Genomic DNA, 24,451 nt, shown 5'->3' with positions numbered 1-24,451 from the left:
ACGTTCCGGCCGCACTTTCCCGGTACACCCCAGAGGCCTCTCACCCGTTTCTACCGGGGCGTTTCCCAGCTCGAACAGCGATCTATCCAACAATTGGTTCAGACCCGGATCATTACAGTCCGGTGTCCAAGCCATGACAGCGCTAGCGGAACTGCCATGACCGAGATGCAGCCCCAAACCGTCCCCAGCCACCGCACCCGCTTGATTCGCGTGGGTATTCCGGTCGCCCTCACCCTGGTCTTCCTGCTGATGACCGGGGTTATCGACGGTGGTGAAGGGGTTTCCCCGGGCCAGCTGTTCTCCCAGCCCCTCTACCTGCTCGCCAACGCCCTGCCTGGCCTCTTGCTGGCGGGGCTGTTGCTGGTACTCACCCGCCGGGTCTGGCTTTCCTTCGGCCTGGCCTTTCTGAGCCAGGGCCTGATCTACGGCATCAATGCGCTGAAGGTACGGCAACTGAGCACGCCGCTGATGCCGGCTGACTTCCGCATGGTCGGTCAGCTCCGCAAGGGCGGCTGGCATCTGCTCGCCAGTTACCTGCCCGCGTCGCCCCTGCCTTACCTGATCATGGCCGCGGCCGTGGTCGCCGTGGTGATCGCGTGGCGCAAGGAGCCGACGCTGTTCCCGCGCCGCACCCATGGCAAACGACTGCTCGCGGGCACGGCGCTTGCCCTGACGCTGGGCTCGCTGCTCGGCGGCATGCCCGCCTGGGCCAGGGTGTACGACGGAGAAACCCTGTGGATGGAGCCGTGGTCGGCAACGTCCACCGCGCAACACTCTGGGCTGGTCAGCTCGCTGCTGATGTTCCACCTGCACTACAGCCAGCAGCGTCGCAAGGCCGACCCGGCCGCCGCGCTGCAGTTGATCGGCGATTCCGGCCAGGCCCTGCGCGAACGGATGCAGTTGCCGCCGGACGAAAACAATACCGGCGCGCCGGATATCGTGGTCGTACAGAGTGAGTCGTTCTTCGATCCGCGCATCCTCAAGGGTTACGAAGACAGCGACTTGACGCCCAACCTGCGCCGCCTCGCAACCCAGGGCGCCAGCGGCGCGCTGCACGTACCGACCTTCGGCGGCGGCACCATCCGAACAGAATTCGAAGTGCTCACCGGACTGTCGCTGCGCTACTTCGACGACCTGCAGTTTCCGTACCTGCAAATGAACAGCAAGGTCGTGCCAGGCCTGGTGCGCACCTTGCGCACCCATGGCTACGAAACGGTCGCCATCCACGGCAACAACGCCGCCTTCTGGAACCGCAACACGGCCTTCAAGGCGATCGGCTTCGACCGTTTCGTCTCGGAACCCGCCTTCCCGCACGGCGCTGCCATGGACGGCCAGTTCATGGCCGACAGCGCCATGACCGACGAAATCATGTCGCAGCTGAAGGACGCAGGTCCGCCGCAGTTCCTGTTCGCGATCAGTATCGAGGCGCATGGCCCCTACGACGTGGCGCCGGCGGACGCGGCGGCGCGCGATGCGATCCCGGTACCAGCCGGATTGAGCGACAGCGACGCGCTCGAACTGAAGAACTACCTCTATCACATGCAACACGCCGACCAGGAACTGGGTCGCCTCGCCGAACTGCTGGCGCAGCGCGACCGCCCCACGTTGCTGCTGTTTTACGGGGATCACCTGCCCGCGCTCGGCGGCGCTTACGAAACGCTTGGCTTCGTTGACGGCAAGGACATGCTGAGCCAGTCGGGCACGTGGCTACTGGTCGATCCGCGCAATGGCGCGCGCGCCACTCAGGAAAGCCTTGCCTCATGGATGCTGCCCGGCCGCCTGCTGGAACGCGCCGGCATCCACGACGACGCTTACTTCGCGCTGACGCAGGTGCTCGCGCCGCAACTCGCTGCACTGACGCGCGCACCCGGCGCCGAGCCGAACATCGAGGACGCGAACGAAAAGCGTACCGACGACGCGATGGCGAGCGTCGCCCTGCTTCGCATGAAGGGCAAGCTCGATCGCCTGTTTCCTGTCGCCGATGGCGGCACGCGCGGACTGGCCGGGGAAACCCGTCCCGATGCCTCGGTCAACGCCGGTGCTCGCCAGTAACAACCCGCGTGGCGCCTTGCACGCGACGAAAAACAAGTGGGCGCGATCACCCGAATAGACGTCCAAATAACCGCGATTCAGTCAGCTAACCGCCGGTTGAATGCGCTTGGGAAAATTCAGCATCCAGCAGGGAAAGCGGGAATAGCGTCCACCTCACCGCGGCACTTTCGCCACGGATTCCTCCCGGAGGTTGTACCCATGCGCAAGACTGTCCTCGCCGCCCTGATCGCTTCTGCCAGCCTGCTGTCCGCTCCGCTGTTCGCTCAGGATGCAGCGGGTGCCTCCGCCAAGACCGCGACCGAAACCAGCGCCGCTGCCGCGCCGGCCAAGGACGCCACCCAGACCACCACGCACAAGGCTCACAAGGCCAAGCACAGCAGCCACAAGGCGGCTGCCAAGACGGAAGCCGGCGCCGAAGCCGCTCCGGCCAAGGCCGACGTCAAGACGGACGCCGCTGTCGGCGCCCAGTAATCGGCTGGCAGGCAAGAAAAAAGCCCGGGAGATCGCTCTCCCGGGCTTTTTCATGCGTGCAGGCTACAGTTCGATGTCCGAGCGATCGCTCTCATCTTCGAAGCGAAGGTGCTTCACGCTGCGGCCATTGCGGCGAACCAGCTTCAGCGCCTCGATGCCGATGCGGATATGACGCTCGACGTACTGGGCGGTGACGCTGCGATCGCTCGCTTCGGTCTTCACGCCTTCGGGAATCATCGGCTGATCGGACACCAGCAGCAGCGCGCCGCAGGGGATCTTGTTGGCGAAGCCCGCCGCGAAGATGGTGGCCGTCTCCATGTCGACCGCCATGCAGCGGGTGCGACGCAGGTATTCCTTGAATGCCTCGTCGTGTTCCCAGACGCGGCGGTTGGTGGTGTACACCGTGCCGGTCCAGTAGTCGTAGCCGAGGTCACGGATCATGGTCGACACGCCGCGCTGCAACTGGAACGCCGGCAATGCCGGGACTTCCGGAGGCAGATAGTCGTTCGACGTGCCTTCGCCACGAATGGCGGCAATCGGCAGGACCAGGTCACCGATGGCGTTCTTCTTCTTGACGCCACCGCACTTGCCCAGGAACAGCGCGGCCTTGGGCGAAATGGCGCTGAGCAGGTCCATCACCGTGGCGGCGTTGGGGCTGCCCATGCCGAAGTTGATCAGGGTGATGCCATCGGCCGTCGCGTTGGGCATGGGCTTGTCCCGGCCCTTCACTTCGACGCCATGCCACTGTGCGAACAAATCAACGTAGTGGCCAAAATTGGTGAGCAGGATGTGCTCGCCAAACTCCTCCAGCGCAGTGCCCGTGTAGCGCGGCAGCCAGTTGGAGACGATCTCTTGCTTGTCTTTCATATGACCCCTTGAGGCCAGGCGCGCGGTTACCGTTCCGCTCGCGTTACCGGCGACGCCACGCCGGCGATATGCCAGTTATTCGGACTATTCTACCTGGATGCGTCGCAACATTCCTGTATGGCCAGTCAGCCAGGAGGCCATGGGTGCAGGCTTTCGGGGCTGCGGCGACGCAGCATTCGGGAAACGCCTGTTTTCCGCGGCATCTAAGAATTTTTCCAAACACGCGACCCCAACTTGTGACCCGGTCCGCAGCGCTCGCGCCGCGTGATATGTTGCGCCCGCCGATCACAAGGGGAGTGACCTGATGCGCATGGGCCTGGCCATCGACGCGTCCTGCGATTTGCCGCAGACGTTCCTGCAGGAACACAACATTGCAGTGATGCCCATTACGGTCCGGGTCGACGACGAGGTCTTCCTCGACGACCGCAGCCAGGTCGAAATCCATCGCTTCCTCGACCGCAAGCTCGGCGACCGCAGCCACTCAGCCGAAACCGAGCCGTGCACGGTCGAAGACGTCCAGCGCCTGTTCCTCGACAAACTGGTACTGGAGCAGGACTGCGTCTTCTGCCTGACCATCACCGCCACGCGCAGCCCGATCAACGACCACGTGATCAAGGCCAGCTTCGCCGTCCTGAAGAACTACCGCGGCGTGCGCGAGAAGAATGGCCTCACCGGCCCCTTCCTGATGCGCGTGATCGATACCCGCAATCTCTTCGCCGGCGCGGCCCCGACCATCGTGGAAGCCACGCGCCTGATCGCCGCCGGCGAAGCCCCGGCCGCCATCCGCGAACGCCTGACCCACATTGCCAACAACAGCTACGGCTACATGCTGCCGCGCGACCTGTACTACCTGCGTGCCCGTGCCAAGAAAAAGGGCGACCGCAGCGTGGGCCTGTTCAGTGCAGTACTCGGCTCGGCGCTGGACATCAAACCGCTGCTGCGCGGCTACCGTGGCGAAACCGGGCCGGTTGGCAAGGTGCGTGGTTTCGAACATGGCGCGGAAACCCTGTTCAACTATGCCGCCGAACGCGTGCAAGCCGGCCTGCTGGTTCCGGCCGTGTGCATCAGCTACGGCGGCGAATTGAGTGAAGTGGCCAAGATGCCCGGCTACGACAAACTGCGCGCCGCCTGCGAGGAGGCTGGGGTGGCCCTGCTGGAGTCGCCCATGAGCATCACCGGCATGGTCAACGTGGGCGAAGGCGCCATCACGCTCGGTTTTGCCGCCGAGGAGCACGTGGCCGACTTCTGACGAACCCGGGCGGCGCTATGATCCGCCCATGCGCCCCTCCCGCCTGTCGCTCCTGCTGTTGTTGCTGAGCACCGCCGCACTGGCGGACGACGCCGTGTACAAATGCACGGCATCCAACGGCAGCGTCATCTACCAGGACAAGCCCTGCACCGGGACGCAGCGCCAGCAAGTGATGGACATGCCTCCGCCCGGCCCGGCGATGCCACCGCCGCGCGCACCGGCACCGGCCGCCACGGTGGCGCCGGTCGAGGAGGCTCCTCCGCCGCCCGTCGAACGGCCACCGCCGCCTCCGCAGATGTTCGCCTGCGTCCGCGCCACTGACGGCAAGGTGTACCTGAGCAACAGCGGCTACCACGAACCGTACATGGCACCCTGGGGCATGCTCGGTGCCGTGCAGATGCCACTGGCGCAGGCCTATGGACCCAGCGGCGGCGCCGGCATCTCGGCCCCGGAAGCCAACCGCGGCAAGATCACGCCGGGGCTGATCGCCAGCCGCTATGTCTGGGTGCAGGACCAGTGCCGGCCGCTCTCGTACGAAGAAACCTGCCGCGCGCTGCGCGACGAGTTCGACGACAACGCACGGAAGTTACGCCGCGCCTTCAAGAGCGATCGCCCGCCCCTTGAGCGGCGGGAGAAAGAACTGCAAGGGCAACTGGCGGGCTGTTAGACGCGCTGCGCACTTTTTGCGCAAGGCGATACAAGTCATCGCCACGCTTGTCGTTTTCGCGACTATCCACAGGCTTTTGGACAGGTGTTCCACATCCGGTGTGGATAACCACGTCGGCGCCCTGCGTGCGCAAAAACTGCGCAACGAGATACAAGCCACCGGCACGCCTGAAGTTTTCGAAGCTATCCACAGGCTTGCGAACAGCTGTTCCACATCGCGTGTGGATAAGCTCGCGCGTGCCATGCGGCGTTGGTCAAAAAGTGCGCAATACGATGCAAGACACCGGTACCACGGGTGTTTTCCCGACTATCCACAGGCTTGCGAACAGGTGTTCCACATCGCGTGTGGATAAAGCGGATCAGAACCCGTAGTTGAGGAAGCCACCATCCACCGCCAGCACCTGGCCCGTGATGTAGCTGGCTGCGGGCAGGCACAGAAACGCAATCGCGGCCGCCACTTCTTCTGGCTCACCAATGCGCCGCAGAGGCGTGCGATCGAGCACTTCGTCGAGATAGTCATCGTTGGCCAGCGCCGGATCCGTGCGCTGCGTGCGGATGTACCAGGGGGCCACGGCGTTGACGCGAATGCCGTCGGTGGCCCACTCCGCCGCGAGGTTACGCGTGAGCTGATGCAGGGCGGCCTTGGTCATTCCGTAAGGAGATCCAGTGCGCACGTGCGTGATGCCGGAGACGGAGCCGACGTTGACGATGGCGGCGTTGGCGTGTTGCACGAGATGCGGATGCGCGAGGCGACTCATTTCGAACGCCGAGAACAGGTTCAGCTCGAAGATGTTCCGGTACGCGTCCTCGCTGTAGTCCAGCGTCGGTGCCGGCTGGTTGCCGCCGGCGTTGTTGACCAGCAGCGAGAGCGGTGCACCAAGGTCGGCTACCCAGTCGAACACGGCCAGGCGGTCTTCCTGATCAGCAAGGTCGGCGCCGAAGGCAAGCACTTCGATGCCTTCGAAGTCGTCGCTCAGCTCGACGCGGATCTGCTCCAGGTAATCCTCGTCCCGCGCTACCAGCAGCAGATCGGCGCCAAGTCCGGCCAGTTCACGTGCCGCCGCGTAGCCAATGCCCTTGCTGGCGCCCGTCACCAGAGCGGTATGGCCTTGCAGCTGCCAGGCATCGATGCGGTTGTTCATGGTTCATCTCTGACGAGTGAGGCACGCGGAGGTTACCAAGCTCTTGCCCCCACCGCCTCCAGGCAGGACACTCGGACCCAACCTCCGTGGAAGGAACCCGCCCATGAAATGGCTGACGCTTCCGCTGTGCACGCTGGCTCTCGTCGCCTGCTCCGGCAAACCACCCGCCCCCCAGGCCGCCCAGGCAACCCCACGCGTCGCCACGCCGCTGGACCAGCTCAAGAAGGACGAGCAGAAGGCCAGGGACGTACAGAAGACCATTGACGACCAGGCTGCCGAACAGCGCAAGCAGGTCGACGCGGCGGAGCAGTAAGCCATGCAGGCCACCGAACCTTATGCGGTCCCTGCCCCGGTGCTGGAGCTCGACCAGGCCTGCGTCGCCGGCGAAGGCCGGCTGATCCTGGATCACGTCAGCCTGCGCATCGAGGAAGGCCAGCACACGGCCATCCTCGGTGCCAATGGCTCCGGCAAGTCGACGCTGGTGAAACTGGTCGCCCGTCAGCTTTATCCGCTGGCTCGCGACGATGGCGCCAACAGCGTGCGTGTCTTCGGCCGGGCGCGCTGGCACGTGTCGCAACTACGTTCCCTGCTCGGCATGGTGTCACCGGCGACGCAACTCGACTACACGACGGATACGCCGCTGGAAGTCTTCGATGCCGTGGTGTCGGGGTTCTTTGCCGCGCGGGGCCTTGGCCTCGACCACCAGGTCACCCATGCCATGCGCGAGCGAGCGCATGAAGCCCTGGAACTCATGGGCGCCGGCCGCCTGATCGGACGCAGCATGGCGAGCCTGTCGACCGGCGAGGCACGACGCGTGCTGATCGCGCGTGCGCTGGTGCATCGTCCCCGCGCCTTGCTGCTGGACGAACCGACGGCGGGCCTGGATATCGCCACGCGACGTCGCTTCCTCGAAACGCTTCGTCATCTCGCTCAACATGGCACGACGTTGTTACTCGTCACCCACCACATCGACGAGATCATTCCCGAAATCGATCACGTGGTGTTGCTGCGCGATGGCAAGGTCATGCGGCGCGGCACGAAAGCCGACGTGCTCAGCAGCGGCGTGATGAGCGAAGCATTCGACATGCCGCTTGAAGTGCGCCAGCGCGGCGAGTTCTTCGACGCCGCGCCGCTGTAAGCGCTCCCTCTCCCGACAGGGAGAGGGAGGTACCGCCGATTACGGCTGGCAGAAGCAGTAGGCGTAGATATTGGGCGTACTCGACTTCGCCGTACGCAACAACTTCAGTTCCGGCGCCATCGACGGCAACTGGGCCACCCAGCTGGGCAAGCGCACGCCGTGCGCCTGCAGCGACATCATGGCCGAGCTGTCGTTGAGCCCGACCAGGAACTGCTCGAATCCGCCCATCGGGGCTTCGACGTAACGCACCGGTGCATTCTTGCCGAGCTTGGCACGACGCGCCGCATCGGCGATTGCGTCGCCCAGACCACCCAATTCATCGACCAGGCCACGCTCGAGCGCCTGCTGGCCGGTCCACACGCGGCCCTGGGCCACGGTGTCGATCTGGTCGTAGTTCTTGTTGCGCGCCTTGGCCACGCTGCCGACGAAATCGCGATAACCCTTGTCGATGATCGACTGGATCAGCGTGCCCACCTTCGGATCCAGCGGACGGGTGATGTTGAAGGCGCCGGCCAGCGGGCTGGTGCCCACGCCGTCGGCCTTCACGCCCAGCTTGTCCAGCGCACCCGGCACGGTGAAATACATGCCGAAGATGCCGATGGAACCGGTGATGGTGTTCGGTTCGGCGTAGATGTGATCGGCATTCATCGAGATCCAGTAACCACCGCTCGCCGCGACGTTACCCATCGACACGACGACCGGGATGCCCGCATTGCGCGTGAGCTCGACTTCGCGGCGGATCTGCTCGGCGGCGTACACCTCGCCACCCGGGGAGTTCACGCGCAGCACGAGTGCCTTGGTGTGGTCGTCCTCGCGGGCCGCCCGAATCAGCGCGGCGGTGGACTCACCACCCACCGAGCCCTGTGGCTGCTTGCCACCGACGATTTCACCTTCGGCGACCACCACCGCGACACCGTTGGCGCTGGAGATTTCTTCGCCAACGCCTGCGCTGTAACGCTGGAATGCGACCTGGCGGAAGCCTTCGCCTTCCTTGCCAGCGGGCACGCCTTCCTTGCGCATCATCGTTTCCATCTCATCGCGCGTGGCCAGGCCATCGACGAGATGCTGTTCGAGCGCCAGCTGCGCGAGGTCACCCTTGGCGGTCACGACCGCTTCCGGCAAGCCGTCGATGTCGGCGCGGAACTTCGCCGGATCGAGCTTGCGCAGCTTGGCCACTTCATTGATGTAGTTGTCCCACAGCCCGCCCATCCAGAAACCGTCCGCTTCCTTGGATTCCGGCGAAGCGTGATCGAGGATGTAAGGCTCGGCGGCGCTCTTGAACTGGCCGACGCGGAACAGATGCACGTCGACGCCGAGCTTGTCGAGCAAGTCCTTGTAGAACAGTCGATAGCTCGCCAGGCCGGTGAGCATCACGCCGCCCTTGGGATCGATCAGCACGCGATCGGCATGTGCGGCCAGGTAGTACTGGCCCTGGTCCATGCTTGGCGCCCACACGATGACCGGCTTGCCCGCCGCACGGAAACGATCGAGCGCGCCACCCACTTCGCGCAACGCGGCAAAGCCACCGCCCTGCATGTTGCTCGGGTCGAGCAGGATGCGCGTGATGCGTGTGTCCTTGGCGGCCATGTCGATGGCGCCCACCAGGTCGCGCAACTGCACCTGACGCGGTTGCTCACCGGACAAGCCAGCCAGCGCGCGCTGCAGCGGCTCGATGCTGAACTGCTCGACGAGCTCGCCCTGCGGGCGGATCACCAGCACGCTGTCGCTCTGCACGATGCGCGCGGCGTGGCTGCCCATCGAGAAACCTGCCCAGATCAGCAGGATGAACAAGAGCAAGGTGAAGAAAACCAGGTTGATGATGATCAACCGAACGACATTGATGCCTCGGCCAAAAGCACAAAGAAAGGCCCAGAAACCGTTTTGGCGCTGCTGCGTCATGCAATCTTTTCCTCAGAGCCTGTGATCACCGTCCCCTGTATGCGGCGCACACCCGGGAATCCAGGACTATCCGGGCAGCATGCCCGGAAGAGCGCCTAGCGTAGCCGTTTGCCGTTGCACGGTCACGGAGATGGATCAGGCTGGGCGCAGGGCCCGGCCGATATCAATGGAGGGCCGTCACCCGGGTGTCGCCCTTGGCCTCGCGCCAGCGCTCGCTGCGGGAGCTGCGCCAGAAGCGGGCGAACAGCAACACGGCCGACACGCTGAGGCCGGCGACCAGTCCCATCCACATGCCCCGGGCGCCATAGCCCTGGTGGAAGGCCAGCCACGAGCCCACCGGCATGCCGACGATCCAGTAGGCGAACAGCGTGAGTGCCATCGGCACCCGCGTGTCCTTGAGCCCGCGCAAAGCACCGTTCGACGCCACCTGTATGCCGTCGGGGAACTGGAACACGCCCGCGAGGATGATCAGCTGCGAGGCCAGCGCGATCACCGCCGCATCGCGGGTGTAAAGGGTAGCGATGAAGTGCGGAAAGCTCAGCATGATGCCTGCCGACACCGCCTGGGTGATGAGAGTCAGCACGATGCCGCAGAAGCCGGCGTAGCGGACGCCTTGGGCGTCCCCGCGACCCACGGCGTTGCCCACGCGCACGGTGATCGCCATGGCCAGGCCCAGCGGGATCATGAAGAAGAACGAGGCGATGTTGAGCGCCACCTGGTGGCTGGCCACCACGTCTTCGCCCAGCGTACCCAGCGCCAGCGCGACGGCCACGAACAAGCCGCCTTCGGCCAGGAGGGTCACGGCCATCGGCAGGCCGATCCACAGCAGCTCGCCGATGCGGCGCCACTGCGGCCAGTCGAAGCGTTCGCCCAGATTGAGCCCGCGGTAGTAGTGATGTTTTGCGATGAACAGGGCGAAACCCAGCATTTCCAGCCACAGCACGATCGCGGTAGCCGTGCCCACGCCGCGTGCACCCTGGGGCGCGAGCCCCAGCTTGCCGAACATGAAGATGTAGCCCAGCGGCGCCAGCACCACGAGGCCGCCGAAGCTGAAACACATCGACGGCCAGGTCCGGGACAGGCCCTCGGACAGGCCACGCAGCGCGAAGTAGCAGGTCAGTGCCGGCGCGCCCCAGCTGATCGAGAAGAGGAATTCATCCACGTCATGACGCAGGCCCGGCGACACGCCGATCAAATCGATCAGCGACCCGGCGTGACGTACGCCAAACCACAGCAGGATGCCCATGCCGATGGCCAGCCACATGGCCTGGCGGAATACCGCGCCCACTTCGGCACGACGGCCCGCGCCATCGAGCTGCGACACCGACGGCGGCACGGCCATCATCATGCCGATGCCCGACACAATGGCCAGCGCCCAGATGCTCGCGCCCACGGCGACGGCTCCCAGGACATGGGCGCTGTAATGGCCGGCAAGCATGGCGTCGACCATGTTGGTGCCCACGGCGGCGAGCTGGGCAGCGATGAGGGGAAGCGCGAGACGGACGGTCGCGCCGATCTCGTGCGCCACGCGGGCGCGATCGGGACGGAAGGGGGACATAGAGGGACTCCTGGTCGCCATTGTAGCGCTTGCCTCGGTGCGGCGCTTGTGACGACAGGGGTCGTGCCCGGCGCGGTGGTAAGCGCCGGAGGATATTTCCCCGGTGAATCGCACTACTCACCCGTCACCCTGGCCGCTTAGAATCCCCCCCTTCACGGGGAGGGGTAGCGATGAAGGAAGTGGTCGCATTCGAGGGCGTGCACTGCGCCAATTGCAGCGCGCCGATGCAGGGTGAGTTCTGCCATCACTGCGGGCAGTCGATCCATACCGTGCTGCGCCCCATGCATCACATGATGGAAGACACCATGGACATGTTCCTGCATGTCGATGGTCGCGTGGTGCACACCCTGCCCCCGCTGATGACCAAGCCGGGCTTCCTTACCCTGGAATACTTTTCGGGCCGCCGTCAGCGCTATGTCGCGCCGTTCCGCCTGATGTTCGTGATCTGCCTGCTGGCGTTCTTCACGCTGCATATCGCGGTCAACCGCATCACGGACCGCATGGAGACCGCGGCCGAGGTGACCACCGGCGAATTCGCCAAGGACACCACGCCCGACGCCGTGCGAGCGCGCATGAGCCAGCTCGAAACCGGCCTGACCGACGCGTCGGCGGACAGTGACATCGGCAGCAAGGCCGCGCGCAAGCTGATCAAGTCGCAGCGCGCGCAGGCCAACAAGCGCCTCACGGAGCTGGGCGCGCCGTCGCTGGAAGGCAAAAAGAGCGACGAGGAGTCCTTCTACGTCGAACCGGTCCACATCTCGTGGCTGCCCGATGCGATCAACAACAGCCTGACCCGCACGGCCCGCCATGCCGCCGCCAACATGTCGGCCGCCATGTCCGATGGCGAAGCGGCACAGCAGGCGCGCGAGCGCATGGTCGCGGGCGCCTTCAGCGCGCTGCCCCAGACCATGTTCGTGATGATCCCGCTGTTCGCCCTGCTGCTGAAGATCGTTTACATCTTCAAGCGCCGGCTCTACATGGAACACCTGATCGTGGCACTGCACAGCCACGCCTTCCTGTTCGCCACCCTCCTGCTGGTGGCGCTCACCGGCATGCTCAGCACCTGGCTCAAGCCCCACGCGGCCTGGACCGGCTGGATCTTCGGCATCATCCAGTTCGCCCTGTGCACCTGGGCGCCGGCCTACCTGCTGATCATGCAGAAGCGGGTCTACCGCCAGGGCTGGTTCATGACCACGATGAAGTACCTTTTCGTGGGCTGGATGTACATCTGGCTGCTCACGTTCGCCCTGACCGCCGCCTCTCTCATGGCGATCGCGCATTGACGCCATTTTGTGATGGTCGTCACACCGAAATCGCGTAACCAGCCTGTTTCAAAGCGGTTTCAACGGCACCGTACGGTGGGTTTTGCACAGCATCAAAAAGCTGTCAAGCACTGGTATCCGAATGTGGCACTAAGATGAACACTCGCCGCATGAGCTATCTAAGTGATTGATTTATCGCTGCAATATTTGCTGGCTAAAACTTGAACAGCGCGTCAGGAAAGCCGTTATGGCGGGCCTGAAGGGCCTCCCTCCCCGGTACATCCACAGACTTATCCACAGGTTCTGTGGATAACCACAATTTTCCCCTCCCGATAACCACTTACCCCTCACTTCTCGCCGCCGGTTCACCAACCGCCGGCAAGCGGCCCGGGCGACGGGGTATCGGGTCTGTCATGCGGCCTGCGGGTCACCACTTCACGTCCGCCTGAAGACCGGACCGCAGCTACACTCCTTGACCCATGAGGTCCGCATGACAGTCGCCTACCGCGTCGCCCTACCCGTCCCCTTGCCCACGCTGTTCGACTACCTGCCGCCCGCCGAGGGCTCGGCGGCACCGGGCAGTCGCGTGCTGGTGCCGTTCGGCCGGGGCAAGGCGGTGGGCATCGTGGTGGAAACGGGTGTCGAGTCCTCCGTGGGAGCCAACAAGCTCAAGCGCGTGGCGCGCGTGATGGACGATGGCCCGTTGCTCGATGCCGAGCTGATGGCCACCCTTGCCTGGGCAGCCGACTACTGGCTCGGCGCGCCGGGCGAGGCCTACGCCAACGCCCTGCCGCTTGCGCTGCGCGAAGACAAACCGCTGCCCGATACGCGCGACGAAGCCTGGGGCCTCACGCCTGCCGGCCAGAGCGCGCTCGATGCGCGCAGCCGCAAAGGTGGCAGCCTTCGCCTGCTTGAAGCGCTGGCTGCCGGGCCGTTGGGCGCCAACGAACTGCACGACCGGCTGCCCGAGTGGCGCGATGCCGGGCGTCGCCTGGCAAGCGCCGGCCTGATCGAACGCGTGGCGCTCGAAGCCATGCGCGCACCCGCCGGGCAACCGCCCGCACTGAGCGAAGAACAGGTGCATGCGGTTGAGGAAATCAGCAAGTCGCTGGGCGCCTACCAGCCGTTCCTGCTCGACGGCGTCACGGGCAGCGGCAAGACCGAGGTCTATTTGGCGCTGATCGAGCGCGTCCTCGCCCAGGGCAAACAGGCTCTGTTGCTGGTGCCGGAAATCGGCCTCGCGCCCCAGACCGTGCGCCGCCTGCGTGATCGCCTGGGCGTTGCCGTGGAAGTACTGCATTCGAACCTTGCCGAAGGCGAGCGCGCACGCGCATGGCTGCGCGCGCGCAACGGCGAAGCCCGCGTGGTGCTGGGCACCCGCTCGGCAGTGTTCACCCCGCTGCCGCACGCGGGCATCGTCATCGTCGACGAAGAACACGACAGCGCCTACAAGCAACAGGAAGGCTTTCGCTATCACGCGCGCGACCTGGCCCTGTTGCGCGCGCGCCGACTTGGCGTGCCGGTCTTGCTGGGGTCGGCCACGCCGTCACTCGAATCGCTGGCGAATGTCGACGCGGGCCGCTATCGCTCGCTGCATCTGCGCGCGCGTCCTGGCTCGATTCGTGCGCCGATGGTGCAGATCGTCGACATGCGCATGCAACGCCTTGATCACGGCCTTTCGCCTGCGTTGCTCGGTGCTGTCGCCGACACCATCGCACGCGGCGAACAGGTGCTGGTGTTCCGCAATCGCCGCGGCTATGCGCCGGTGCTGTTGTGCCATCAGTGCGGCTGGCATGCGGAGTGCCCGCGCTGCGAGCATCCGATGACGCTCCATGCGGGTCGCCGCCAGCTGATCTGCCATCACTGCGACTTGCACGCGCGTGTACCGGAAGCCTGTCCGGCCTGCGGCGCGACGGATCTCAAACCCCAGGGCCAGGGCACGGAACGTCTCGAAGAAGCACTCACTGCGCGTTTCCCCGACGTCCCTGTCTTGCGCATCGATCGGGAAACGACACGACGACGCGATGCCTTCGAAGAGCTGCTTGGCCAGTTGCACGAAGGCGCGCCGGCGATCCTCGTTGGCACGCAGATGCTGGCAAAGGGACACGACCTGCCGAACCTCACGCTGGTCGCCATCGTCGGCGTCGACGAAGGACTGCACAGCGTGGATTTTCGCGCCAGCGAGCGCCTGGCGCAGTTGGTGGTCCAAGTCGCCGGTCGCGCCGGACGCGCGAGCAAACCAGGCCGCGTGCTGCTGCAGACACACCATCCCGAACACCCGCTCCTGCGACAACTCCTCGCGCAAGGCTACGGCGCGGCCGCCAGGGAATTGCTGATCGAACGCCGCAGCGTGCAGTTGCCGCCGTATCACCACCAGGTGCTGTTGCGCGCCGACTCGCACCAGCGCGAATTCGTGGACGCCTTCCTGCAGGAAGCCCAGGCCGCGCTCGCCCACACCGGCCTCACCCTGCTCGGCCCGATGCCCGCACCGATGCCGCTGCGCGCCGGACGCCATCGCGGCCAGTTGCTGATCGAATCGGACAGCCGCGCCGCCCTGCACGCGTCCTTGTTGCCCTGGCAGCGATCGCTGGCGTCGATGCCTTCGGCGAGGCGCGTACGCTGGTCGCTCGACGTGGATCCGGTCGACCTGTACTGAGCAGCGCCTTCGGCTACTCTTCACCCCTCATCGATGCACGCCATGTCCCAATGGTCGCGAGGTGCCCACGGATGAACTCCTTGACCGTTGCCGAGCTGCACGCACTCCTGCTGCACCACGACGTTTCCGATCAGAACGTGCCGCCTGGCTTCGACCCCGGCGACGAACGCGCGCGCGTCATCGCTTTCGCGGCAAAGCTGGGCGAAGCCACGCAAGACCAGACCCTGATCGAGGACCAGGGCTCACGCAGCCTGGGCCCTCTCTTCACGCGCATCGCCCTGCTCAGCCGCGACAGCCTGGACAAGATCGCCACCGTGCACGTTTCCGCGTTTGGACGGCTGGTAACCGTGGACAGCCAGTCGCCCGAACACCTCGTGCACATCATGCATGCCATCTGGGCTTCGCCCTTCACCTTCGTGCCACCGGTGATCCTGCGCCAGCCGTACGACGGCGCGCACAAGGCGTTCCAGCGGATGACCTGGCGGCAACGCTATTTCGAGACACGCTGAACTTCGATACGAGGCAGGCATGAGCGACACGGACAACCGACCGCATATCGTGATTCTCGGCGGCGGCTTTGGCGGACTGGCCGCCGCACGCGAACTGGACGATCCGTCGATGCGCGTCACGCTGATCGATCGTCGCAATCATCACCTGTTCCAGCCGTTGCTTTACCAGGTGGCCACGGCGGGTTTGTCCGCACCGTCCATCGCCGCGCCGCTACGCCAGATCCTGCGCAAGCAGGCCAATGCCACGGTGCTGATGGACGAGGCCATGGATATCGACCTGGCGCATCGACGCGTGCAATTGCGGCAAGGGCCCATCGATTACGACTACCTGGTCGTCGCCACCGGCGCCACGCACGCCTATTTCGGCCACGATGACTGGGCCGCCGATGCGCCCGGCCTCAAGACCCTCGATGACGCCTTCACGATTCGCCGCCGCGTGCTGACCGCCTTCGAGCGCGCCGAACGCGAAGACGATCCTGCCAAACGGCAAGCCTGGCTCAACTTCGTCGTGGTCGGCGGCGGCGCCACCGGCGTGGAACTGGCCGGCACGCTGGCCGAAATTGCGCGTCACACGCTGCCCCGCGAGTTCCGTCGCGCCGATCCGCGACGAGCCAATGTCGTGCTGGTCGAAGCTGGCCCGCGCCTGCTCCCCGCCTTCGCCGACGCTCTTTCGGCGAAGGCACGAAGGCAACTGGAAAAACTCGGCGTGCAGGTACGTACCGGCACGGCGGTGACGGCCATTGATGGCGGCGGTGTCCTGCTCGGCGAGGAACCCATGCAGGCGCGCACGGTGTTGTGGGCCGCAGGCGTCTCCGCCTCGTCGCTGGGCCGCACCCTCGATGCCGGACTGGATCGCGCCGGTCGCGTCCGCGTGGAACCGGACCTCAGTTTGCCGGCTCATCCGGAAGTCTTCGTGGTCGGCGACCTCGCCAGCCTGGTGCAGGCCGACGGCAAGCCGGTGCCGGGCGTCGCGCCGGCCGCCAAGCAGATGGGACGCCACGCCGCCACCCGCATTCGCGCCCTGCTCCGCGGCGAGACCGGCAAGGCCCCTTTCCGCTATCGCGACGACGGCTCGCTCGCCACCATCGGCCGCATGGCCGCCGTGGCCCAGTTCGGCAAGCTCAAGCTGTCCGGCGTACTGGCCTGGTGGGTCTGGCTGATCGCCCACGTCTATTTCCTGATCGGCTTCCGAAACCGTCTCGTGGTGTTGCTGGACTGGGCCTGGGCCTACTGGACGTACCAGCGTCATGCACGAATCGTTACAGGCGAGGATGTGAAGATAGGAAACCCCACCTTGCCCGAAGACGCTTCAGGATGAAGAATTGAAGGGTTCACCTCGCTGGAAATGACTGTGTCCACTCAACTCGAACAACTGCGCCAGTACACCACCGTCGTCGCCGATACCGGTGACATCGAAGCCATCGCCCGCTATCGCCCGGTGGATGCCACCACCAACCCGTCGCTGCTGCTGAAGGCCGTCGAGCACCCGGCCTACGCGCCGCTGATCGAAGAGTCGGTCGAGTGGGCAATGCAGGCGTCGAATTCGCGCGACCAGCAGATCATCGACGCTGGCGATCACCTCGCCGTGGCTGTCGGTCGCAAGATCATCGAGCTCGTGCCCGGCCGCGTGTCGACGGAAGTGGACGCTCGCCTGTCCTTCGACACGGACGCGACCATCGCCAAGGCCGAGCGCCTTGTCAGCCTGTACGAAGACGCCGGCATCCCGCGCAACCGCATCCTGATCAAGGTCGCCTCGACCTGGGAAGGCATCCGCGCCGCCGAACAGCTCGAGCGCCGGGGCATCCAGTGCAACCTCACGCTGCTGTTCTCGTTCGAACAGGCCGTGGCCTGCGCCGAAGCCGGCGTATTCCTGATCTCGCCCTTCGTCGGCCGCATCATGGACTGGTACGTCGCCAACACTTCGACCAAGAGCTTTGCGCCGGAAGACGATCCGGGCGTGCAGTCGGTGCGCCGCATCTACGACTGGTACAAGCTGCACGGCTTCGAAACCGTCGTCATGGGCGCCAGCTTCCGCAACACCGGACAGATCCTCGCCCTCGCCGGCTGTGATCGCCTCACCATCAGCCCGGACCTGCTCGAAAAGCTCGAAGCGAGCACCGACGCGGTACCGCGCGCGCTGGAAGACAAGGGCACGCGCCAGGCCAAGGTCGCACGTCTGACCGAAGCGGCCTTCCGCTGGGGCCACAACGAAGACGCGATGGCCACCGACAAGCTCGCCGATGGCATCCGCAAGTTCGCCGTTGATCAGCGCAAGCTGGAGACGATGCTGGGTGCGAAGCTCGGTTGAGCCTGCGGTCCCGCTTTTTTTGCGGGACCGTTCCAGCCCCAAAAGGCCCTGCCACAAGTCAGGGCCTTTTTTGTGCCCATGGCACTGCCTCCCGGGGATGGGATGTGTGTAGCGTAAGCGCGCCGCTGAAGGCCTCCATCTTCTCCACAGGGAGTGCAACGACGATGGATTGCGCGACATCCACGATCCGCCATCACGCGCACCGTCGCAGTCGGCGGCGCACGGTGAATATGTTTGCGATGGCACTGCTCAGCGTCGCTATCGTCACGACCGCCCATGGGGACGCTCCAACGGATGCGAACTGGGCCGTGACGCTTGGGCGGGGCGACTACGTCCTGCACGCCCACGGCAGCGCGCTGGATCGTGAGGGTGCCCGCGTCGAACTCACGGCGACGCCCGGTCACACCGCGCCCACCGGAGGCTCGATGGCCTCTGTCGAGGCCACGCCCTATCGCGGGCACACCATCAAACTCAGCGGTGCCATCAACGCAGCAAACGCCCCGGGCGGCGCCGGCCTCTGGCTGCGCGCCGACGGTCCGCAAGGCAGGCTGACCTTCGCCAATACCCAGGAATCACCGGTGACCGGCGTGACGCCGGAACGACGCGAGATCGTCATCATCGTGCCGCCTTCGGCCACCCGGATATTCTTCGGAACGCTGCTGTTCGGCGATGGCAGTGCCGTCGTCGATCATCTTTCGCTGGTTCGCGGCGAAGCGCTCAAGCCCGCGGATATCGTTTCAGGCAAGACCGAACTCGATGCCGCGATCAGCATCGTGCGCGAACATGCCTTGCATGCCTCATCCATCGACTGGGACACGATGGTCCCGCAACTACGCTCGCAAGTCGGCGCGGACGCCTGGTCCCAGGATGCCTATCCGATCATCATCCGATTGCTCGCGACGCTGGGCGACCATCACAGCCACATGGTATCAGCCGAGATGACGCGCGCCAGACGTTCGCCCGAGGGCAACGTGATAGTGCCCACGGTCGAGCAACGCCCCGAAGGCGTCGGCTATATCACCGTGCCCGGGTTCAGCAGCCAGGATCCGGGTCACATCGGGGCTTTCGTCAACGGTGGCACTGACGGCATCACACGCATCGCCGGCGACGCCAAGCACGGCTGGATCCTCGATCTCCGAAAGGATGGCGGTGGAAATATGTGGCCCATGCTGGCGGCCCTTCGACCTTTTCTCGGCAACAGCCCGCTCGGTTATTTCCGCAACGGCAGGGAACTGTCCCCTTCCTGGAAGTCACAACTCGACAAGATGCACCCGGCAGCGCAGGACATCGATCTGAGTGATGCGCCGCTTGCCGTGATCACCGGTCCTCACACTGCCAGCGCAGGCGAAGCGGTGGTGATTGCACTGAAGGGGCGTCCGCACACACGCTTTTTCGGTGCCCCGACCGCTGGCCTGCCAACCGGCAACGGCACCTTCGTCCTCCCCGACGGTGCAAGCATTGCACTGACCACGACTGTCGAACTCGATCGCGCCAAGGTGCAATACGACGGCCCTCTTGCGCCAGACGTCACGGTCACGCCATCGGAATCGCCGGAGCACGATGCCGCAATCGACGCGGCAGCCGCGTGGTTGCGCCAAGCCGTAGCGCCTTGATGGACGGTCTGGCAGGTCGGCGCTGTGCTGGAACGCGGCACGGGCATCTCCCCATCGGCTGAGTGAAAACTCCAGGGGTTTCGCAGCGGCCAGCTCCAGCAGCACCCCGGACCCCATTCTTGCCTGTGCTAGAGTCCCCGCCGCAAGATCCACAGGGGGCTGTGAACGTGCATCAATGGACGATTTCGGCAAGGCGCATCGCCCTGGCCGGCATGTTGTGTGTCGCTTCTTCGGCGTCAGCCCAATACGCGGGCAAGTCAGCCTACCCATTGGGTCAGGGGTCTGCTGGCCCGACCGCTGTCGACGATCAGTCGTTCCGGCTGGTCCTGGGTTTCCTCTCTCGCTTCCAGTACGTCAAGCAGCCTGCCGACGAGGCCTACGCGGCAAAGGTGCTACAGGTCTATCTTCGACAACTGGACCCGCAGCGACTGTTCTTCAGCCGTGAGGACGTTGCCGACTTAGAAGCGCAAAGCAGCCAGTTGCTGGCCTCCAATGAGCTGGCCATGCCGAAGAACATAGCGGCACGTCACGCGGAACTGGCGATGCAGCGCCTGGAACGGGCGATCGGCCTGCTCGAGCATGGTGTTGACGACGCGGCGGCGGAAACCCTGGACGTGCGCGAGTCGTATGACGCCCCGTTCCTTTCGTCGCAAGAACTGGACGAACGCTGGCGCAAGATCGTCAAGAGCGATTGGTTGCAGCTGCGCTCCGCCGGGAAACAGGACGATGACATTCGCAGGCTGCTCACCCAGCGCTATCGCCAGTTCGGTGTCCATGTTTCTACCACCGACAGCGAAGATGCTGTGCAGCGATTCATCAGCGCCTACGCCATGGCTGGCGGCCTGGGAAGCCGCTATATGTCTCCCCGCAACCTGGTCACCGGACTGCTGCCGAAACTCGGCCTGACTGTCGTCGCCGATGCTGGCGGGCCGGTGGTCAGGCATGTCATGGCGGTCGGATCCGACACCCGCCATGCGATTCGACAAGGCGACCGCATCGTGGCCCTGTCCGTCGACCAGGGAGACATGATTTATCTGGACGGATGGCAAAGCCATGACCTCGCGACGTTGCCGGAAGGAACATCCGTGCATGTCCAGCTGCGGCGCTACGGCGTCGGCGCAGGTGGCCCGCTGCGGGAGGCGACGCTGGCACCGGTCAAGGAGGTCCCCCAGGACGTGGCGTCGTTCCGCATGGTGCGGGCCGGGAAGCCGGCGTCCAGCGTGGCTGTGATTGGCCTGAGTACGTTCTATCAGGACTTCCGGGCCAGGCAGGGCGGCGATGCCAATTACCAAAGTGCGGCGCGGGACGTCGAACAATTGCTGATTCGTGCCCGGAAGGAAGGAGCGGCTGGCGTCATTGTCGACCTGCGCGGCAACGCAGGTGGGTCGGCCACGGAAGTCGCCGACGTCGCTGGGCTGTTTCTGGGGGATCAGCCGCTCTGGCGCAACAATACGGAAAAGGACGGCACGCAGATCGTCACGACCGAACGCAAGGCCGTCTGGACTGGCCCGCTGGCGGTGATCGTCAACGGAGCGAGCGCCGAGGCTCCCGAATTCTTCGCAGCGGCCATCCAGGATCATCGACAAGGATTGATCGTGGGCAAGCCTTCGGCTGGCGCGGGCAATACGGCAAACCTCATTTCCCTGCGGCGGCTTGGGTCCGCGCAGGGCGATCTGGCGCTGACCCTCGGTACCGTATACCGCGCAAATGGCGAGAACATTACCGGCCATGGCGTTGTCCCGGATATCGATCTGGCGATGCCCATCCAGCACGCGCTCAGACAGGGACCACCGCTGGTGTCATTCGATTCCATCGAGGCGATGAAAGTGACGCAGGCCAATGATCTGTCGAAGGCTCTACCGGCGCTTCAGCGCAAAGAGATTGAGCGCACGGCCAGCAGGACAGCGCGCACGGTTCCGATCGACAGCGATGCCTTGCTGGCCGCGTGGCCGATCGACCTCAATGCATCGACAACCTACGCCGAGGCGGACGATGAAGCCGCACAGCCGGACGATAGTGAACTGCTCAATCACGTCGCCGCCATCGTCATCGACGCGAAGCGCGAGCTGCATTGGTGAGCAGCCCGTCCAGGAACACCCATTGCCGGAGAAATGCATGCGATCGATAGCCGTGGCCGTGATGCTTGCCCTTGTGTCGGGATGCGCCATGGACGCGCCGATGCGCACGAGCGGACCCATGCTCACGTTCAGTCCGCCAGGCGAAGGACACGTGGCGCAAGGATACAATTCGCCCTATTCAATTCCCTGGCCACGGGGCAATGACGGATCCTTGCTGGCAGGCGAGACCGTCCTCATCGTGCTCATCAATGCCCAGGGCAATGTGGAAACGGTGAAGGTCGAAGCGACCTCCGGCTATCCCCTGCTGGACATGGCAGCCATCGAAGGCGTACGTCGCTGGCATTTCGAACCAGGTATCCGTCAGGGCGTAGCGGCCAAGGGTTACGCGCGCATCCCGGTCATGATGGATCCGAAGAACCAGTGGCGCATGAAGGAGCCCATGCCCGCGACGCTGATCAATCCGCCAGGAAAGAAAACGGCCTGGGGTCCGCTCGGCCAGCCGAGATCGACCAGTGAATAGCTCTCTGCCCGGAAGTAGTCACGTTCGCCTGCATCAACCGGAAGGTCAGAGGTGACACCCATGCATCGGATCAACGTTTGGCAGTGCCTGATCCTCGCAGTCGCATGCACGGCGTCCCTTTCCGCCGCCGACGCACTGTCCGGAGGTGGGTTGCCACCATGGCGTTTCGAGATGACTAAGGATGACGTCAGGTCCTTCGCGGAATTCGGACCCTATGAATCCTTCAGCAACGGCGACCTTGAAACTCATGCAGGTCTGTACGAAGGGCGCAAGGAAAATGTGCAGTTCTTTTTTGAGGACGGCAAGCTCGCCCGGATCGGCATCCTTCTCTACGAAGGCGACAGCCTCGATGCCGCGGCGGATACCTGGGTAAAGGCGTACGAGATGCTGGATGCCAGGTACGGAGACATCGATCTTCCCAAAATGCACTTCGAAGGATGGCCACGTGAAAAGCGCCTTCCCGTCCTCCTCAATGCGGCGGCCAGAAGCAGGGTCGAAGTGTTTGGCAGGGCCCGGATGGCACCGTTGAAGCAACCGTCCGACAAATTCGTCTACGCGAGCTTCAATAAGGCGGTCTTCCACGGAGCTACGGTGTATACGGTCGTGGTGTTCCTCGATCCGCCAAAACCCTGATGCATCCGGAGAGCCTTTCGCGCTGAATCAAGCCGTGCGCCATTACCGACAGCCCGGCGTATCGACAGCCATCCACTGCCACGTCGGCACCACTTCCCCACGTGGCAGATACGACACATCCCATACCTTGCCGCCGCGGCGAACCAGCAGTTTCATCTTCGCGTTCTGATCGGCCTGGATACCGTCCTGCGGCACGGGCTTGAGGATTTCATCGCCGTCCTTGAGCCCGGCCTTCGCCGCGGCGGAGCCGGGCACCAGCCCGCGGATGATGCGGCGAGGCTGCACCAACACGGTCGGATCGAAGCCAAGCACATAACGGCGCAGCGGCTTTTGCGTGCGCTGGAAGCACACGCCAAACGCATCTGAATCCAGCGCGATGACCTTGCCGGCCATCATGTCGTCGAACTGCTGTTTGCCCTTGTCGCCCAGCTCGCGCGTGACAACCTCGACCCACGCCGCCTGCGTCAGTTTTTCGCCTGCCGTCCTGCGCTTGAGGAAGGGCAACACCAGGTCATCAAGTGAGCGCTTGCCATGCGACGCCTTGACGATCTCGGCATTGAGCTGCGCGAAATAGAGTGCGCCACGGTCATAGGGCAGCACGCGAACGCGCGTATCCGCCCAGAAGCGCGCGGGAATCTGGTCATTCGGCGTCGTGTTGAGAAGATCGGTGTAATAGCGCGCGGCGGTGATGTTCAGATCGTCGAGATACGCCTCGCGGGTGATCTCTCCCGCACGCAGCGGCAGCAGGCGCTGGTAATACACCGCCAGCCCTTCGGAGAACCACGACGCAGCCAGCTCATCCTTCTCGTCCAGGCCACCGACGAAGGTGTGAACCATCTCGTGCGCCAGCGTGAGCTTGAACTCCTCGACTGGCGTACCGTCGTCGAACGTGCCGACGAAGGAGTTGCCGATCTCAACACCGCCGCCGGGATTGATCTTGTTGCGGCGAAGGAAAACGTTGTACGTGGCGCCCGGGCTGGCAAAGAACGTCAGGTAGGAACCGTAGAGCCGATGCGTCCACTGCATGAGCGCGCGCGCATCGAAAGGCGGCGTGCCCTGCCAGGCGGAAAAGAAGCCGTCGGTGGCAGGTTGGCCCGGTTCGTGGCCCACGTGGCCGCCCATCGTGAAGGTGGATTCCAGCTCATCCGGCGTTTTCGCCGTACTGGTCTGCGTGCCGACGCCCAGCGTAGACAGGCCGAGCGCATCGCCACCGAGCGCCGTGAAATCCCAGTTCAGCCGCAGCCGGTAGGGCTCGTCCGAGTCAGGCAACATGACGTAAGTACCCACCAGGCCAGAAAAGCCTCCGGACTCGCTGCGTAGCTCAAGGGGCGGCGCCGCGCCGAGAGGATTGAGCGCATTGGTGATGGGAATGCGATAGGTGACCGTGACAGGCCCGTGGACCGGGCGCGATGCCCGCCAATAGCGGTATTTCTTCACGCCATCCGGGTTGTAACCGGCGGTCAACGCCAGATCGCCATCGGCGTCTCTGGCGCGGAGATTCTCCACCGACATGGCGCTGGTCTTCACATTGTTGATGACGAGTGGAAGTCTCAGCAGGCCGCGCCTGCCTTCTTCCTGCGTCGTGATCAGCGTGACGTCGACGAAGGAAATGTTCTTGGCTGCGTCCACGCCGCCGGGCCGAAGGGTTACGGCGATGGCGCGCTCGGCTGCTTCCGCATGGCTCGCCACCATCATCGACAAAGCCATCACCAACGCCGTAAGTCCAAGCTTCAGGCCACCGGATTTGACTCCGCGCTTCGCCATGCTCATTCGCATCCTTCCTTAAAAAAAGTTGCCCCGACACCGGAGGTTCACGGCCGATGCCAGGGC

At 64.6% G+C, this 24,451-nt stretch carries 20 protein-coding genes; 15 read left to right on the top strand and 5 right to left on the bottom strand.

Annotated features, from left to right (window positions below):
• Positions 1-156: 156 nt before the first annotated feature.
• Complete coding sequence (locus EYV96_RS17185; protein ID WP_338068499.1) at positions 157-2,052, top strand: LTA synthase family protein; 1,896 nt, start codon at positions 157-159, stop codon at positions 2,050-2,052.
• A gap of 198 nt (positions 2,053-2,250) precedes the next feature.
• The gene (locus EYV96_RS17180) at positions 2,251-2,523 is read left to right on the top strand and encodes a hypothetical protein (protein WP_131152790.1); all 273 of its coding nucleotides are present in this window, start codon (positions 2,251-2,253) and stop codon (positions 2,521-2,523) included.
• 63 nt (positions 2,524-2,586) lie between these two features.
• Here the strand turns inward: EYV96_RS17180 and EYV96_RS17175 are convergent, their stop codons facing one another.
• Positions 2,587-3,390: an AMP nucleosidase gene (locus tag EYV96_RS17175; protein WP_131152789.1), complete on the bottom strand. Its 804-nt coding sequence runs from the start codon at positions 3,388-3,390 to the stop codon at positions 2,587-2,589.
• 304 nt (positions 3,391-3,694) lie between these two features.
• Between EYV96_RS17175 and EYV96_RS17170 the strand changes: the two genes are divergently transcribed.
• A complete protein-coding gene (locus EYV96_RS17170) occupies positions 3,695-4,639 on the top strand; it encodes a DegV family protein (RefSeq protein ID WP_205746200.1) in 945 nt (314 codons plus the stop codon).
• A gap of 28 nt (positions 4,640-4,667) precedes the next feature.
• Complete coding sequence (locus EYV96_RS17165; protein ID WP_131152788.1) at positions 4,668-5,306, top strand: DUF4124 domain-containing protein; 639 nt, start codon at positions 4,668-4,670, stop codon at positions 5,304-5,306.
• Positions 5,307-5,664: 358 nt separating this feature from the next.
• Here the strand turns inward: EYV96_RS17165 and EYV96_RS17160 are convergent, their stop codons facing one another.
• On the bottom strand, positions 5,665-6,447 hold the full coding sequence (locus tag EYV96_RS17160; protein WP_131152787.1) for an SDR family oxidoreductase: 783 nt from the start codon (positions 6,445-6,447) through the stop codon (positions 5,665-5,667).
• 103 nt (positions 6,448-6,550) lie between these two features.
• Between EYV96_RS17160 and EYV96_RS17155 the strand changes: the two genes are divergently transcribed.
• Both EYV96_RS17155 and EYV96_RS17150 read left to right on the top strand, forming a co-directional pair.
• Entirely contained in the window at positions 6,551-6,760 is a 210-nt protein-coding gene (locus EYV96_RS17155; RefSeq protein WP_131152786.1) for a hypothetical protein, read from the top strand.
• 3 nt (positions 6,761-6,763) lie between these two features.
• Complete coding sequence (locus tag EYV96_RS17150) at positions 6,764-7,585, top strand: ABC transporter ATP-binding protein (RefSeq protein WP_131152785.1); 822 nt, start codon at positions 6,764-6,766, stop codon at positions 7,583-7,585.
• A gap of 39 nt (positions 7,586-7,624) precedes the next feature.
• Here the strand turns inward: EYV96_RS17150 and sppA are convergent, their stop codons facing one another.
• Both sppA and EYV96_RS17140 read right to left on the bottom strand, forming a co-directional pair.
• Complete coding sequence (sppA, locus tag EYV96_RS17145; RefSeq protein WP_131152784.1) at positions 7,625-9,484, bottom strand: signal peptide peptidase SppA; 1,860 nt, start codon at positions 9,482-9,484, stop codon at positions 7,625-7,627.
• Between the two features lie 163 nt (positions 9,485-9,647).
• The gene (locus EYV96_RS17140) at positions 9,648-11,042 is read right to left on the bottom strand and encodes an MATE family efflux transporter (protein WP_131152783.1); all 1,395 of its coding nucleotides are present in this window, start codon (positions 11,040-11,042) and stop codon (positions 9,648-9,650) included.
• 170 nt (positions 11,043-11,212) lie between these two features.
• On the opposite strand from EYV96_RS17140, the gene EYV96_RS17135 reads away from it, so the two are divergent.
• The 9 genes from EYV96_RS17135 to EYV96_RS17095 all read left to right on the top strand — a co-directional run bounded on the left by EYV96_RS17135 (position 11,213) and on the right by EYV96_RS17095 (position 22,621).
• A complete protein-coding gene (locus EYV96_RS17135) occupies positions 11,213-12,325 on the top strand; it encodes a DUF3667 domain-containing protein (protein ID WP_131152782.1) in 1,113 nt (370 codons plus the stop codon).
• Positions 12,326-12,794: 469 nt separating this feature from the next.
• Positions 12,795-14,960, top strand: a complete 2,166-nt coding sequence (locus tag EYV96_RS17130) for a primosomal protein N' (RefSeq protein WP_131152781.1) — start codon at positions 12,795-12,797, stop codon at positions 14,958-14,960.
• A 71-nt stretch (positions 14,961-15,031) separates the two neighbouring features.
• On the top strand, positions 15,032-15,469 hold the full coding sequence (locus EYV96_RS17125; RefSeq protein ID WP_131152780.1) for a hypothetical protein: 438 nt from the start codon (positions 15,032-15,034) through the stop codon (positions 15,467-15,469).
• Positions 15,470-15,488: 19 nt separating this feature from the next.
• Positions 15,489-16,787 carry an NAD(P)/FAD-dependent oxidoreductase gene (locus EYV96_RS17120; RefSeq protein ID WP_131152779.1) on the top strand — a complete coding sequence of 433 codons (1,299 nt, stop codon included), beginning with the start codon at positions 15,489-15,491 and terminating at the stop codon, positions 16,785-16,787.
• A 27-nt stretch (positions 16,788-16,814) separates the two neighbouring features.
• Positions 16,815-17,777, top strand: coding sequence for a transaldolase (gene tal, locus EYV96_RS17115; RefSeq protein WP_343134528.1), 963 nt, complete (start codon positions 16,815-16,817; stop codon positions 17,775-17,777).
• Positions 17,778-18,016: 239 nt separating this feature from the next.
• Complete coding sequence (locus EYV96_RS17110) at positions 18,017-19,390, top strand: S41 family peptidase (protein ID WP_165488722.1); 1,374 nt, start codon at positions 18,017-18,019, stop codon at positions 19,388-19,390.
• Between the two features lie 167 nt (positions 19,391-19,557).
• Entirely contained in the window at positions 19,558-21,468 is a 1,911-nt protein-coding gene (locus EYV96_RS17105; protein WP_131152776.1) for a S41 family peptidase, read from the top strand.
• Positions 21,469-21,505: 37 nt separating this feature from the next.
• A complete protein-coding gene (locus EYV96_RS18825) occupies positions 21,506-21,988 on the top strand; it encodes an energy transducer TonB (RefSeq protein ID WP_165488721.1) in 483 nt (160 codons plus the stop codon).
• Between the two features lie 60 nt (positions 21,989-22,048).
• Complete coding sequence (locus EYV96_RS17095) at positions 22,049-22,621, top strand: hypothetical protein (RefSeq protein WP_131152774.1); 573 nt, start codon at positions 22,049-22,051, stop codon at positions 22,619-22,621.
• Between the two features lie 42 nt (positions 22,622-22,663).
• Here the strand turns inward: EYV96_RS17095 and EYV96_RS17090 are convergent, their stop codons facing one another.
• Positions 22,664-24,385, bottom strand: coding sequence for a M61 family metallopeptidase (locus EYV96_RS17090; protein WP_165488720.1), 1,722 nt, complete (start codon positions 24,383-24,385; stop codon positions 22,664-22,666).
• Between the last annotated feature and the right edge of the window lie 66 nt (positions 24,386-24,451).

The sequence above is a fragment of the Dyella terrae genome, assembly GCF_004322705.1.
In the GTDB taxonomy this organism is placed as follows: Bacteria; Pseudomonadota; Gammaproteobacteria; order Xanthomonadales; family Rhodanobacteraceae; genus Dyella_D; species Dyella_D terrae.
Note: the sequence above shows the minus strand (reverse complement) of the source record. Positions and strands in the feature narration are given on the sequence as shown.

What these genes read in the sequence shown, in the direction of transcription:
- EYV96_RS17185 (WP_338068499.1), top strand. Translation starts at nt 157, where the DNA reads ATGACCGAGATGCAGCCCCAAACCGTCCCCAGCCACCGCACCCGCTTG.
- EYV96_RS17180 (WP_131152790.1), top strand. Translation starts at nt 2,251, where the DNA reads ATGCGCAAGACTGTCCTCGCCGCCCTGATCGCTTCTGCCAGCCTGCTG.
- EYV96_RS17175 (WP_131152789.1), bottom strand. Translation starts at nt 3,390, where the DNA reads ATGAAAGACAAGCAAGAGATCGTCTCCAACTGGCTGCCGCGCTACACG.
- EYV96_RS17170 (WP_205746200.1), top strand. Translation starts at nt 3,695, where the DNA reads ATGCGCATGGGCCTGGCCATCGACGCGTCCTGCGATTTGCCGCAGACG.
- EYV96_RS17165 (WP_131152788.1), top strand. Translation starts at nt 4,668, where the DNA reads ATGCGCCCCTCCCGCCTGTCGCTCCTGCTGTTGTTGCTGAGCACCGCC.
- EYV96_RS17160 (WP_131152787.1), bottom strand. Translation starts at nt 6,447, where the DNA reads ATGAACAACCGCATCGATGCCTGGCAGCTGCAAGGCCATACCGCTCTG.
- EYV96_RS17155 (WP_131152786.1), top strand. Translation starts at nt 6,551, where the DNA reads ATGAAATGGCTGACGCTTCCGCTGTGCACGCTGGCTCTCGTCGCCTGC.
- EYV96_RS17150 (WP_131152785.1), top strand. Translation starts at nt 6,764, where the DNA reads ATGCAGGCCACCGAACCTTATGCGGTCCCTGCCCCGGTGCTGGAGCTC.
- sppA (WP_131152784.1), bottom strand. Translation starts at nt 9,484, where the DNA reads ATGACGCAGCAGCGCCAAAACGGTTTCTGGGCCTTTCTTTGTGCTTTT.
- EYV96_RS17140 (WP_131152783.1), bottom strand. Translation starts at nt 11,042, where the DNA reads ATGTCCCCCTTCCGTCCCGATCGCGCCCGCGTGGCGCACGAGATCGGC.
- EYV96_RS17135 (WP_131152782.1), top strand. Translation starts at nt 11,213, where the DNA reads ATGAAGGAAGTGGTCGCATTCGAGGGCGTGCACTGCGCCAATTGCAGC.
- EYV96_RS17130 (WP_131152781.1), top strand. Translation starts at nt 12,795, where the DNA reads ATGACAGTCGCCTACCGCGTCGCCCTACCCGTCCCCTTGCCCACGCTG.
- EYV96_RS17125 (WP_131152780.1), top strand. Translation starts at nt 15,032, where the DNA reads ATGAACTCCTTGACCGTTGCCGAGCTGCACGCACTCCTGCTGCACCAC.
- EYV96_RS17120 (WP_131152779.1), top strand. Translation starts at nt 15,489, where the DNA reads ATGAGCGACACGGACAACCGACCGCATATCGTGATTCTCGGCGGCGGC.
- tal (WP_343134528.1), top strand. Translation starts at nt 16,815, where the DNA reads ATGACTGTGTCCACTCAACTCGAACAACTGCGCCAGTACACCACCGTC.
- EYV96_RS17110 (WP_165488722.1), top strand. Translation starts at nt 18,017, where the DNA reads ATGGCACTGCTCAGCGTCGCTATCGTCACGACCGCCCATGGGGACGCT.
- EYV96_RS18825 (WP_165488721.1), top strand. Translation starts at nt 21,506, where the DNA reads ATGCGATCGATAGCCGTGGCCGTGATGCTTGCCCTTGTGTCGGGATGC.
- EYV96_RS17095 (WP_131152774.1), top strand. Translation starts at nt 22,049, where the DNA reads ATGCATCGGATCAACGTTTGGCAGTGCCTGATCCTCGCAGTCGCATGC.
- EYV96_RS17090 (WP_165488720.1), bottom strand. Translation starts at nt 24,385, where the DNA reads ATGGCGAAGCGCGGAGTCAAATCCGGTGGCCTGAAGCTTGGACTTACG.